This window comes from Streptomyces dysideae (genome assembly GCF_001514305.1).
GTDB lineage: Bacteria > Actinomycetota > Actinomycetes > Streptomycetales > Streptomycetaceae > Streptomyces > Streptomyces dysideae.
Map to the genome: position 1 here is coordinate 100,449 of NZ_KQ949097.1, position 13,985 is coordinate 114,433.

The following is a 13,985-nucleotide window of genomic DNA, read 5'->3' on the forward strand; positions in this document are numbered from 1 at the left end:
TCATCGGTTGTCGTCAAGGTGGCGGGCAATCGCTTCCGGGGTTCGCAGGGTGAACAGATCGCGGATCGTGATCACAGGACCGTACTCACGGCGGATCAGCCCGATCAGCCGCACCGCCAGCATGGAGTGCCCTCCCAGGGACACGAAGTCGCTCACCGCGCTCACCTCGTCGTCGTCCAGGTCCAGTGCCTCGGCGAAGAACTCGCACACCACGGTCTCGGTCCCGGTCTCCGGGCCGCGCTCCCCCGCGGTGGTCAGCGCGCCGAGCGGCTTGGCCTCCGGCAGCGCCTTCGTGTCAGCCTTCCCGTTCACCGTCAGCGGGATGCTGTCGACCTGGGCGTAGTGGGCCGGGCGCAGGAAGTCCGGCAGCCCGGCCCCGACTTCGGCGGCGACCGCCGCCAAGTCCGCGCCGTCCAGCACGAGATAGGCGGCCAGCCGGTACGCCCCGTCGACCTGGGGGTCCGGCTGGGCGACCGCGGCGACGAACCGCACCGCCGGGTGCGCCGCGAACACGGCCTCGACCTCGCCGAGTTCGACCCGGTGCCCCCGGATCTTGACCTGCTGGTCGGTGCGGCCCAGGTACACCAGGTTGCCGTCGGGCCGGCGGACCACCAGGTCCCCGGTGCGGTACATGCGCTCGCCGGGTGCGCCGAACGGGCAGGCGACGAAGCGGTGCGCGGTCTGGGCGGGCTGCCCGAGATAGCCGCGCGCGATGCCGATGCCCGACACGTACAGCTCACCGGGAACGCCGTCCGGCAGGGGCCGCAGCCATGGATCCAGCACGTACACGTCGGTGTTGTCGATCGCCACGCCCACCACCGGGTCCTGGCACTCGAAGGTACCGACGCCGAGGGTGTTGATCGTGTACTCGGTGGGCCCGTACAGGTTGTAACCGACCGTCCCCTCGGTCTCGGCGAGCCGCTGCCACAGCGTCCGGGTGACGGCCTCGCCGCCCAGCAGCACCAGCGCCGGCCGCCGCGCCGGATTGTCCAACAGTCCCTCGGCGACCAGCTGTTGCGCGTAGGTCGGGGTCACGTTGACGACGTCGATCCCGTGCTCCAGGCAGTACTCGACCAACCGAGGCGCGTCACGGCGCAGTTCCTCGTCGCAGATATGCACCTCATGCCCGTCGGCGAGCCACAGCAGCTCCTCCCACGACATGTCGAACGCGAACGACACGGTGTGCGCGATGCGGAAGACACGATGGCCGTGCTCGGCCAACACCGGTTCGAAGATGCGGCGCTGATGGTTGATCAGCATGTTGGTGAGCCCGGCGTACTCGGTCACCACGCCTTTGGGCTTCCCGGTCGATCCGGAGGTGTAGATCGTGTACGCGGGATGCCGCAGGCGGTCCGGATCATCCGGCGCGAACGTCACGAACGGCTCGGCCTCGGGCAGGGGCCGGTCCAGCTCGATGAGATCGCCGGTCAGCCGGGGCGACACGGCGCTCACGGTCAGGATCACGTCCGGGCGGGCGTCCGCGACGATCGCGGCGATCCGCTCGTCCGGATGGTCCAGTTCCAGCGGCACGTACGCGGCACCGACGCGCAGCACGGCGAACAGCGCCACGATCGAGTCGAGGGAGCGCGGAATCGCGAGACCCACGGTCGTCTCAGGTCCGATACCGCGCCCGGCCAGCACGCCCGCCACCGCGCGGCTGCGGTCCCGGAGTCGGGCGAAGGTCATGGTCGAGCCGTGCGCGACGAGCGCCACCCGCCCCGGGTCACGGTCGGCGGCCTGGTCGAACCGGTCGACGACGGTGTCCGTACCGACGTCCGTACGCGCGCCCCGTGCGGGCTGCGGCCCCAACCCCCGCAACGCGCCGACCGGTCCGGTCGAGCGAGCCACATCCTCGAGCACGCACAGGTAGTCGTCGATGAGCCGACGGGCGTTCTCGGTGTCGTCGTCGCGGTACTCCAGCTTGACCGTGAGACGGTCGCCGGGCGTGACGACCCAGGTGAACGGATAGTGGGTGGAGTCATCGGCCTTCACCGAGGTGATGCCGTGCCTGGCGTTCATCTCGGCAAACGCGTCCATGTCCAGGAAGTTCTGCAGCACGAACAGGTTGTCGAACAGGGTGTCGTGCCCACTGGCCCGCTGGATCTCGCCGAGCCCGAGGTGCTCGTGCTCCATCGCCTCGACCCGGGCCGCCTGCACGGCCGTCAGGTAGTCCCGGACCGAGTCGGCCGCCCGCGCCCGCGTCCACATGGGCACGGTGTTGAGCAGCACACCGACGATGCCGTCCAGGCCCTCGCCCTCCCGGCCGGAGACGGTCACGCCGAACACGGCGTCGCTACGGCCCGTACGGGCGCCCAGGAGCAGCCCGAACGCGCCGGTCAGCACCGAGTTCAACGTGACGCCGTGCGCCTTGGCCGCGTCCCGCAGCAGGTCCGACTGTTCGGCGGACAGCGTGTGTACGAGTGCGCGCGGCAGGTCGTCCGAGAGGGACGGCGCCGGTCCGGCGAGCAGCGTCGGGCCAGGGATGCCGGCAAGGTGCTCCGCCCAGAAGCGTTCCGATACGGCGGGGTCCTTGGCGTCGAGCGCCTGGGCGTGGTCCTCGAAGCTCGGCGTGGCCGGGACCGGGGCCGGCAACTCGCCCGCGAGGACAGCCTGATAGGCGTCGAACAGATCCCGTAGCACGATCTCGCGGGACCAGCCGTCCCACAGCAGCAGGTGATAGCTGAGCAGCAGTCCGTCGTGGTCGTCGGGCAGACGCACCACGGTCAGCCGGATCAGCGGCGGCTCCCCCGGGTCGAATCCCGTGTCGCGGTCCCGGGCACGCAGGGCGTCTACCTCCGCCTCCGTCGCCAACTCGACCGTTCCGACGGCGACTTGCCGCCCGGCGCTGAGGACCTGGACCGGATTGCCGTCTTCGTCGGTGGTGAAGCCTGCGCCCACGACCGGATGCCGTGCGATCACGTACGCCACAGCCTCGGCCAGCGCGTCGGTGTCCAGACGCCGGTCGAAGGTGAACCAGCTCTGCGCGACGTAGTGTCCGGCCGTGCCCGCCATCTGGGCCTGGAAGAACAGGCCACGCTGGAGCGGGGTGACGGGTGCCGTGCGCTCGGCTGTAGCGGAGGCGTCCGCGATGTGCTCCAGCGCGCTCTGCCAGTGCTCGGTGATCTCGTCGGGGATGCCGTCGGCGAGGGTGAAGGCCGCGTGCAGGCTGCCGGTGTCCGCGTCGATCCAGGCGTTGACCTCGACGGCGTACGGGCTGCCCTGGTCGCCGCCGTTGAGGTGCAGCGCCTGGGACTCGCTGCCCCGGCCGAGGTAGTTGAACAGCACCTGCGGGCGGGCGTTGAGCAGCGGGGCCGTCTGCGAGTTGAGGTACCTGAGCCGGCCGTAGGCGACGTGCCCGCGCTCGTCCGGCTGGCGTTCGGCGACCTCGCGTGCCGCGGCGACGGGGTCGGTGTGCGCTGTGAGCCGTACGGGCGCGATAGAGGTGAACCAGCCGACGGTCCGGGTGTAGTCGTGGTGTTCCAGGACCGGGACCCGGCCGTGCCGCTCCAGCTCGATCGCGAGATCGGTGGGCGACGGCTGGATGTGGGTCAGCGCGGTACGCAGCGCGCCGCTCAGCAATTCGGTGAGTCCGACGCCGAGTGCGGCGGGTGCGGTGCGTGTCACGCGGTCGGTCGCTTCGGGGGCGAGCACGACCGTGGTCTCGCGCAGCCCCTTGACCGCCTGGAGAAGGGGAGGCGCCTGGAGCGTGGTGATCCAGTGCCCGAGGTCGTCGATCACCTGGGTGGACTGGGCCGCCAGTGCTTCGGCGTACTCGGCGTACGACGTGGTCGGCGCCGCCAGGGCCTCCCCGCACAGGGCGGTGGCCAGGTCGTCCAGCAGGACCAGCCAGGACACCGAGTCGACGGCGAGGTGGTGGACGGTGACCACCAGGGTCCGGCTCGCCTCCAGCCACGAGAACGCGATGACGTCCCCGGACTCGGGATCGAGCCGTCCGGCGGCTTCGTTCGCCGCGGTCGTCGCATCGGTGGTGTCCGGCCGCACGACGGTGACCTCGCGGGCGGATTCGGTACGCAGGGCCCACACGCCCTGCTCGACGCGCAGCCGCAGCCGGAGGGCGGGGTGCGCGGCCACGACGGCGTTCGCTGCGCGCTCGACGTCGGCGAAGGAGGTGCCCTCGGCTGCCACCAACGTCCTGGCCTGGGCGAACCGGGCGAGCGAACCGCCCAGTTCGCGCTGGCGCAGGATGATCGGCGTGGGTGTCAGGGGACCGTCCTCGCGGCGGGCGGATGCGGATGACGCTGCGGCCTGGGGTGTGCGTGTCCCCACGTGCTCGGCGAGCGCGCGCGGTGTACGGAACAGGAACACGTCCCGTGGCGCGATCGGCAGGCCGAGCGCCCTGGCCCGGTTGATCACGGTGATGGCGACGATGCTGTCGCCTCCGGCGCGGAAGAAGTCGGTGTCGGCGTCCACGGCGGCGCCGGGCAGCGTCTCGGTGAAGATGTCGACGAGTGCGGAGAGCGCGTCGACATCGCGCCCCGTAAAGGGCGCGGGGCTGTATCGATATGCGGCTCCGCCGCGGGGCGCGACCAACCCCCACCGGCCCGCAGGTTCATCACCGAGCGCATTGGCCCGCTCAATCAGCGCCTTCCGGTCCAACTTGCCATTGACAGTCAGCGGCAACACATCGACCGCCACCACCCGACCCGGCACCATGTGCACAGGCAGCTTCGCGGACAGCTGCTCGGTGAACTCACCAGGCACCCGGCCCACGACGTGCGCAACCAGATGGTCGCCGCTGTCCGCCACGGTGACGGCCACATCGACCACCCCGTCGAGTTCCCTGATCGCTGACTCCGCCTCGCCCAACTCGATCCGGAATCCCTTGAGTTGGACCTGGTCGTCGGCACGGCCCGCGAACTCCAGCTCACCGTCGAGCGTACGGCGGGCGAGGTCGCCCGTGTGGTACATGCGGGAGCCGTCGCCCGCGAACGGGTTCGCCACGAACCGGCCCGCGGTGAGCCCCGGCCTGCCCAGGTAGCCGAGCGACACCTGGTCGCCGGCGACGTAGATGGCGCCCACCCGGCCCGGCGGCACCGGCCGGAGCCGGTCGTCGAGCAGGTAGGTGACCAGGCCGGGAAGTGGACCGCCGATCGGGCTGACGTCGTCGCCGGAGGCGAAGTCCTCGTCGGTCAGCACCCGGTGGGTGACATGGACGGTGGTCTCGGTGATGCCGTACATGTTGACCAGCTCGGGCGAACGGGTGCCGTGCCGCTCGACCCAGCCGCGCAGCCGCCCGAGATCCAGCGCCTCGCCGCCGAAGATGATCCGGCGCAGTGTCGTGACCGGCTCGCCGGCGTGCCGGTCGGCCTCGATGAACTGGTGGAACGCCGACGGGGTCTGGTTGAGCACGGTCACTCCACGCTCGCGGACCAGCCGGTGGAAGTCGACCGGGGAACGGGTCAGCCCGTACTCCGGCACCAGCAGCTCACCGCCGTGCGCCAGCGCGCCCCACAGCTCCCAGACCGCGAAGTCGAAGGAGAAGGAGTGGAACTGGACCCACACGTCGTGCGGGCCGAAGTCCATGTCGGGCTGGGTGTTCGCGAGCAGTGTCACCACGCTGGAGTGCGGGACGACGACGCCCTTGGGCCTGCCGGTCGATCCGGACGTGTAGATCACGTACGCGGGGTCGTGCCAACTCACCTCGGCCCCGGACTCGTTGGCGGCCGCCGGCAGCTCGTCTCCCTGCACGAGCACACGGGCCGACACACCTGCCCGGGCCAGCAGTTCCGTGAAGCGGTCCCGCTGCTCACGATCCACGAGAACGACCTGCGGAGCGGCGTCGGCGAGCACGTACTCCAACCGCTCGTCCGGGTACGCGAGATCCAACGGTACGTAGGCCCCGCCCGCGCTGACGATCGCGACCAGGGCGACGACCTGCTCCGGAGAACGCGGGACAGCGACGGCGACCCGCTTGCCCGGCCCGACACCAGCCGCACGCAGGGCCGAGGCCAACTCGTTCTTCGCGTCTGCCAGTTCGCCGTAGGTCAGTGACCGGCTCCCGCCGTCGAGAGCGCACTGGGTGACGGCGGTGGCTGCCGGGTCGCGGTTCGCGGCGGCGTCGAACAGTCCGCCCAGGGTCGTCGGGGTACTGCGTCTTCCTGGGGGGCGACCCCCCAGACCCCCACCAAGCGCGGGATGCCGAGTGCCCTCGGCCGCCAGGTCGTCGACCAGGGTGTCGGGCCGGGTGAGCAGACCAGCGAGAGTCCGGGTGAACGTGTGCAGGATCGTCTGAGCGCTCGCCTCCCGCAGCAGCTCACCGTCGTAGATCAGATTGAAGCGCGGACGACCGTCGGCCGCGCGCTCCACCACCAGCGTCAACGGGTAGTGCGGGGCACCCTCGTTCACGATGTCGGTGATGACCAGCTCGTCGCCAGGCTTTCGCAGACCGTCCACATCGGTCGCCACGTCGAACACCACCAGGGTGTCGAACAGGGAGCCGGCACCGGCCTGACGGCCGATCCGCGCCAGCGAGACATGCTGGTGCGGCAGTACCGCGCTCTGGTGTTCCCGTACCGAGGTGAGCAGGTCGCGCGAAGTACTGGTACCGCCCCAACTCGCGTGCACGGGGATCGTGTTGATGAACAGGCCCACCATGTCCTCGATGCCGGGCACCTCCGCGTCCCGCCCCGACACCGTGGAACCGAACACCACGTCCCTGCCGTGCAGGATGCCGCCAAGCGTCACCGCCCAGGCGCTGTGCACGGCCACGCTCAGCGGCACACCGGCCGACCGGGCGGCCGCGTCGATGTCCTCCCCCGGCTCCACGGCGGTGTCGGCGAACCGGTCGGACGGGGTGTGTCCCTCGGCGACCAGCGAGGGGCCGGGCAGCTCGGCGAGCTGCCCGCGCCAGACCCGGTCGCTCTCGTCGTCGTCGCGTCCGGCGAGCCAGCGCACGTAGTCGGGGAAGCCGCCGATCGGGTACACGGTCCCCGGCGCGTGGTACTCGGCCAGCAGCGCGCGCAGCATCGGCGGCACCGACCAGCCGTCGGCGATGATGTGGTGCACGGTCTGCACCAGGACGTTCCGGCCGGCGCCCGCGCGGATGAGCGTGTACCGCATCAACGGGCCGGTGGCCAGGTCGAATCCGGCGCGGCGGTCGCGCTCGGCGTGGTCGCGGATCTCGGCGTCGGTGATGCCGGGGCGGTCCAGCGTGGTGAAGGGCGCCTGTACGGCGCTCTCCAGTATGGAGACCACACGGCCGTCGGCGAGGGCCACGAACCGGGCGGCCAGGTTCGGGTACAGGGTGAGCAGCCGGGTGGCCGCCGCCGCGAGTCGGTCGGCGTCCACCTCGCCGTCCAGCGTCAGCAGCTGCTGCTCGACGTAGGCGCCCGCCGAGTCGTCGTCGAAGACCGAGTGGAAGTACAGGCCCTCCTGCAACGGGGTCAACGGCAGGATGTCCCGTAGCGCCGGACCGTCCAGGGCGTCGACCTCGGCCTGCGTCAGCGGTACGAGGCCGAAGTCGCTGGGAGAGTGGCCGCCTTGGTCGAGCGCGGCCAGCCCGGCCAGGGCCGCGCGGAAGTACTCGCCGAGGGTCGCCATGTCCGCGTCGGTGAACATCCCGTCGGGCCAGGAGATGGTCGTGACCAGCTCGTACTCGCCGGTCGAGTCGGCAGGTTCGGCGATCGCGTTGAACTCCAGGGCGCGGGGCAAGCGCATCCTCGGGTCGCGCTTCTCGCCCAACTGGCCTGTGGTTCCCGCGAGTTGCCAGTCGCCGACGGCGCCCGCATCGAAGCGACCCAGGTAGTTGAACAGCACCTGCGGTGCGGGCGCGTCGAACTCGGTGTCGGTCAGGTAGCGCAGGGCGCCGTAGGAGACGCCGTTGTCCGGCACCCGGGCGAGGTCCTCCTTGACTGCCTTGAGCGCGGCGGCCAGGTACTCGGGCGCGGTGAGGTCGGCCGCCGCACCGGGGTCCACGGTCACCGGGAACAGCGTGGTGAACCAGCCCACGGTCCGCGACAGTTCCGGCTCGAAGCCGGCGGGGCCCGCCACGAACTGTCCCTCGCGGCCGTGGCCCTCGAGTTCGATGTGCGCGAACGTCTGGTCCTGTCCGATGTCGCGGCGCCAGCGGGCGAGGGTGACGGCGAGCGCTGTCAGCAGTACGTCGTTGACGCCGGCGTGGAACTTCGCGGGAATCTCGCCCAGCAGTGCGGCCGTGACGTCGGGGCCGACCGAGACGGTCCGCAGCCGCTCCTGGGCGACGGTGTCGGCTTCGGACAGCGCGCGCCGGCCGAGCGGTTCGTCCGTTCCCGGCAGGGGACGCCAGTAGTAGGCGCTGTCGGCGTCGAACGCCGCGCGCTCCAGTAGCTGCGTCCAGCGCCGGAACGACGTGCCCACCGGGGGCAGTTCGATCCGCGTTCCCGAGGTGAACTGGCGCCAGGCCGTGGCCAGGTCCTCCATCAGGACCCGCCAGGACACACCGTCGATCACCACGTGATGGGCGACCAGGACCAGTTGCCGTGCCTCGCGGCGCCAGAGGGCACGCAGCATCACGCCGCCGGCCGGGTCCAGCCCGTCGGTGGCGAGCGCGACGCACTCGTCGAGCGGCCGATCGCTCTCCTGCCACCCCGCGACGGTCTGGTCCGCGACGGTCTGGTCCGCTTCCGGGATGTCGAAGCTCCAGCGGTCACCGCGCACCAGCTTGGCGCGCAGCATGTCGTGCCGACCGAGCACAGCGGTGAGGATCGCGTCGAGAGCGTCAGCGGTCAGGTCCGCCGGGGTGTTCAGCACCACCGACTGTACGAAGCCGTCGATCGCGTCCGTGGTCTCGCCGAGCCACTGCACGATGGGCGATCCCACGACGGGCCCGGTCGCGACATCGCCGTGGTCCGCGGTGGAGACGTCCTCACGGCTCGCCACCGCCGCCAGCGCCCCCGCGGTGCTGTGGGTGAAGATCTGCCGTGCCGTGACGTAGAGGCCCGCGTCGCGCAGCGCGCTCAGCAGCGAGACGGCCAGGATGCTGTCTCCGCCGAGCTGGAAGAAGTCCTGGTCGACACCGACCTGTTCGAGCCGCAGCACCGCCGCGACCGCCGCGCACACCGCGCGCTCGTTCTCGGTGGCGGGCTGTACGAGCGCGCCCGTCCCGGTCTCGGGCTCCGGCAGCGCGTTCCGGTCGCGCTTGCCGTTCGCGGTGAGCGGGAACTCCGTCATCACGACGATGTGAGCGGGCACCATGTACTCGACCATGTGCTCGACGGCCCACGCCTTGACCTCGTCCGCCCGCAGGTCCTCGCTGCCGGCCGCGGGGATCACGTACCCCACCAGGTAGGTGCCGCCGGCCGTGTTCTTCTTGGCGACGACGCAGGTGTGCCGTACTCCGGGGTGCTCGGCGAGACCGACCTCGACGTCCTCGATCTCCAGCCGCATGCCGCGGATCTTGATCTGGTTGTCGGCGCGGCCGAGGAAGTCCAGCGACCCGTCGGGGGCGAACCGCGCGAGGTCACCGGTGCAGTAGAGCCGGGAGCCGTCGTTCGCGAAGGGGTTCGCGACGAACCGGGACGCGGTCAGGCCGGGCGCGTTGACGTACCCGCGTCCGAGGAGGAATCCGCCCACGTACAGTTCGCCGCCGACGCCGACCGGGACCGGGCGCAGTTCGTCGTCCAGGACGTACAGCTGGGTGTTGGGGTTGGCCTTGCCGATCGACGTCGACAGGCGTTCCGCGGCGCCCCGGTAGATGACGTGCGAGACACCGATCGTCGTCTCGGCGGGGCCATAGCCGTGGTACATGGGGATGTCGAGCTTGGTGCGGAACCGCTCGTACAGCTCCGGGGTCAGCACCTCGCCGCCGCACCACACGTGTCGCAGGCTGTCCAGGCGGTCGGAGTCGCCCGCGATCTCCAGCAGCACGTCCAGCATGGACGACACCAGGTAGGTGAAGGTGACGCGCTGTTCGGCGATCACGCCCAGCAGGTGGTGCGGGTCGCGTTCGCCGCCGGGCCGCAGGACCACCAGCCTGCCGCCGCACACCAGCGGCAGGAAGATCTCGTTGATGGAGATGTCGAAGGACAGCGGCGCCTTGAACAGCGACGCGTCGTCGTGGCCGAAACCGAGGATCTCGTTGACCTGCCACAGCAGGCGCTCACTGATCGCCTCGTGGCGGATCATCGCGCCCTTGGGCCGCCCGGTCGAGCCGGACGTGAAGATGACATATGCGAGGGCGTCGCCGGGGACGGTGACCCCGGTCGGCTCGGTGGGGTGGGAGCCGAACCGCCAGTCGCCCAGGTCGACGGCCACTGCTTCCGGTTCAGCCGGGTCGTGCTCGCCCGAGTCGTTGAGCTGTACGACGACCCGGGCGTCCTCGATGACGACGGCCCGGCGCGCGGCGGGCCACTGCGGATCGAGCGGCACGAAGGCACACCCCGCCTGGAGCACGCCGAGCAGCCCGATCACCATGTCCGCGGAGCGGCCGAGGGAGATGCCGACGACCTGTTCGGCGGTGAGTCCGCGTTCGATCAGATGGTGGGCCAACTGGCTGGACAGCTCGGTCGCCTGACGGTACGTCAGTGAGCGGTGTCCGTCGACGATGGCGACGGCGTCCGGCCTGGTCCGGGCCTGCTCGCGGAACATCTCCACGATGGTCGGGCGGACCCGGTCAGCCCGCGTGTCGTTCCACCCGGCGAGGGCTTCGAGCCGCGCCACCACACTGGACGGGCCGATGGTGCCGATGGGACGGTCCGGGAAGTCGGCCAGGTCGTCGAGCGCGAGCTGCGCTTCGGCCGGCACGACGCCTTCCGGAACAGTGATGCCCCCGCCCTCCGCGCCGACCTCCCAACCGCCGGGCGCTTCCCCGCCGTTGTCGACCCAGCCGAGGACATCGGCGAACAAGGTACCGGGGGTGAGGTCGATGCCGTCGGGGCTCAGGCCGGTCGCCCAGTACGACAGTCCGATGGCGCACGCTTCGGCGATGGTCCGGTCGGAGTAGTCGCCGGCTCGGCGGCGTACGTCTGCCAAGCGTTCGGGAGAGAGCAGTACGAGACGAGCGCTCGGTTCCATCATCGAAGACTCAACGCCCTTTCCAGGTATGAAAGTTAGCCCAACCTAAATGAGGGTTACCTAACTGCCTTCTCGCCAGGCCCGCCACAGTCGCGCGTACCGGCCGCCCAGAGCCACCAGCTCCTCGTGCGTGCCCTGCTCCACCACGCGTCCCGCGTCCAGTACGGCGATCCGGTCCGCCGCCATCGCCTGGGTGAGCCGGTGCGCCACGAACAGCGTGGTCCGGCCCGCGCACGCCGCCATCACGGCCCGCTCCAGCTCGGCGGCGCCCGCGCTGCCGGCCTCCGCGGTCGACTCGTCCAGCACCACCACCGGTGACCTGCCCAACACCAGCCGGGCCAAGGCGATCTGGGCGACCTTGGTGACGTCCAGGCGCTCGCCGCCCTCGCCGACCAGGGTGTCCAGCCCCTCGGGCAGCGCCTCGACCCACTCGTCGGCGCCGACCGTGCGCAACGCGTCCATCAGCTCGCCGTCGGTCACCTCGGGCGCGGCCAGCCGCAGATCCTCGGCGAGCGGACCGGAGAACACGTGCGTCTCCTGCGTCAGGATGCTCACCAGCGCCCGCGCCCCGGCCTCGTCCAGACCGGCGAGGTCGGTCGACCCCACACGCACCGACCCGGCCTGCGGGGTCCCGATGCCGGCGATCAGCGCGGCCAGAGTCGTCTTGCCAGCGCCCGTCGCGCCCACCAGCGCGAGCGAACCACCGGCGGGGATCGTCAGGTTGACGTCCCGCAGGACCGGCTCCTCGGTGTCGGGGTAACGGAACGTCAGTCCCTCCACCGTCACGGGGTACGGTCCGGCGTCCGCCGACTCGACGGCCGCGTCGCCCACCAGCCGGTCCTCCGCGGCCTCCCCCAGCACCCCGACCAGCCGGGTCAGGCTCGCGCCCGACTTCTGCGCCTCGTCGAAGGTGAACATGATGGCGCCCAGCGGGGTGAACAGCCGGTGGAACAGCAGCGGGGCCGCCGCCACCTCGCCCAGGCTGGCGGCGTCGGCCTCCAACAGCGCGTATCCCACCGCGAGGATGAGGACAAGGCCGATGAACTCGGCGCGGTTCTCCCTGCCGACGAACCGGCCGAAGAACCGGAACACCTCGATGCCGAGATCGCGCACGCGCCACGACTCGGTGGTGACCTTCTCGCGGAAGGCGTCCTCGAGGCGGTACGCCCGGACGGTGTCGATCCCGTTCAGACCACTGATCAGCGCCTGCGCACGGTCGGCCTGGGCCGCCCGCTGTTTCCGGTAGAGCGGGGCGGACCGGGGGAGATACCAGCGCAGGGCCAGCGCGTACGCGGGCAGCGCCCCGGCGCCGGCCAGGCCGAGCCGCCAGTCGAGGCCGAACATGCCGACCGTGGCGATGACGACCAGCACGCCCGCCGAGAACACCGTGGGGATGGCCGTACGGATGCCCTTGGAGATGACGGCCACGTCGTCGCCGACCCGGGACAGCACGTCGCCGCGGCCGACCTGCTCGATCCGTGCGCTCGGCATCCCCAGCACCGCCCGGACGGCACCTTCGCGCAGCCGCGCGAGCAGATCCGCGCCGAGCCGCCCGATCAGATAGGTCGACACCGCGGTGGCCGCCGCGCCGAGCAGCGCGGCGGCCACCATCAGCACGCCGATCGTGACCAGGACCGAGCGTGGTTCGCCCTCGACCACCCCGTCGACCACCCGGCCGAGCAGCAGCACCGGGAGCACCTGGAGCGCCGCCCCGGCCACCGTGGTGAGCACGGTGGCCGCCGTCAGCCAGGGCACCTCGCGGCAGTGCGCCGCGACCCATCGGGAGGCCCCGCGTCCGGTCGCCGTACGCAGAGTCGCCGGGGCTACGCGCGTGTCAGTGGCGCTCACACCTGGCCGACCGACTTGACGAGCTCGTCGACCGCGTAGGGCATGGACAGCAGGGTGCCCTGGGAGATGGCCGCGCCGACCGCCGGGCCCTCACTGTCCAGCAGGTACGACACCTTGCCGTTCTTGGCCGCGTCCAGGTTGGTGAAGAGCTTGAACTTCTTCAGCGCTTCCGTGTCCGCCTTGTCGTTGATGACGAAGATGCGGTCGACGTCGACCAGGTCGATGCGCTCGGGCGAGAGCTTGGTGTAGAAGCTGCCGTCGGCGACCTTGTCGATCTCGGTCCGGTACTTGAAGCCGATGCCCGAAACCAGCCGTCCACGCACGTCGGTCGAGGTGAACGGCGCCACCGAGTCCTCGTACCAGGACAGTACGACGGCGGTCTGGTCCGCGAACTCGGGGTGTGCCTCCTTGGCCGCGTCGAGCCGGCCCTGGATGTCCTCCACCATCTTCTCGCCCTCCTCGGCCTTGCCGAGTGCCTTGGCGATGTGCAGCGCGTTGTCCTGCCAGGGCGCGCTGAACGGCTCCTTCTCGGCCTTGGTACGGCCCACGGTCGGCGCGATCTTGGAGAGCTTGTCGTAGGCGGCCTGGTCGATCTCGGAGTAGACCGCGATGATCAGGTCCGGGCGCAGGGCGGCGATCTTCTCGTAGTTGGGGCCGGAGTCACCGTTCTTCATGATGACCTCGGGCTGGGTGTCGCCCCACTTGTCCTTCACCCAGGGCCACTGGGTGTTGATGTCGGGGGTCTGGCCGGCGGGGTTCGGGTACTGGTCGACCATGCCGACCGGCTTGATGCCGAACGCGAGGATGGTCTGGTCGTCGGTGTAGCCGACGGAGACGACCCGCTCGGGAGTCTTGCTGATCTTCGTGGATCCGAACGCGTGCTCCACCGTGACCGGGAATGCGCCGGCGGCGGTGGTCGAGGTGTTGTCGCTCGCCTTGTCCGCCGAGTCCGAGTCGGAACCGCATCCCGCGAGGAGGCCGACGCCGAGAGCCGCGGCGGACACCACCGCCGCCAACCGCCGCCAGGGCTTCATACGCGTCGTTCTGTGGAGGAGCATCCGGAATCCCCTTGCTGTCGCGCTGTCCACTACGCCCCCGTCTAAGGGCAGGCAAACCTTACCGTGCTC

General features: G+C 70.8%; 3 protein-coding genes. All 3 read right to left on the reverse strand.

Features of this window, described 5'->3' with window-relative positions:
- Genes AQJ91_RS30545 through AQJ91_RS30555 form a run of 3 tightly spaced genes read right to left on the reverse strand, consistent with a single transcriptional unit; the run spans position 1 to position 13,916 of the window.
- Entirely contained in the window at positions 1-11,013 is an 11,013-nt protein-coding gene (locus tag AQJ91_RS30545) for a non-ribosomal peptide synthetase (RefSeq protein WP_067027948.1), read from the reverse strand.
- Between the two features lie 57 nt (positions 11,014-11,070).
- Entirely contained in the window at positions 11,071-12,858 is a 1,788-nt protein-coding gene (locus AQJ91_RS30550) for an ABC transporter ATP-binding protein (RefSeq protein ID WP_067027950.1), read from the reverse strand.
- On the reverse strand, positions 12,855-13,916 hold the full coding sequence (locus AQJ91_RS30555; protein WP_067027952.1) for an iron-siderophore ABC transporter substrate-binding protein: 1,062 nt from the start codon (positions 13,914-13,916) through the stop codon (positions 12,855-12,857). Before AQJ91_RS30555 ends, AQJ91_RS30550 begins: the two co-directional genes overlap by 4 nt.
- Positions 13,917-13,985: the final 69 nt, after the last annotated feature.

Excerpts from the sequence above, each read along its gene's own strand:
- AQJ91_RS30545 (WP_067027948.1), bottom strand. The coding sequence starts at position 11,013 with ATGATGGAACCGAGCGCTCGTCTCGTACTGCTCTCTCCCGAACGCTTG.
- AQJ91_RS30555 (WP_067027952.1), bottom strand. The coding sequence starts at position 13,916 with ATGCTCCTCCACAGAACGACGCGTATGAAGCCCTGGCGGCGGTTGGCG.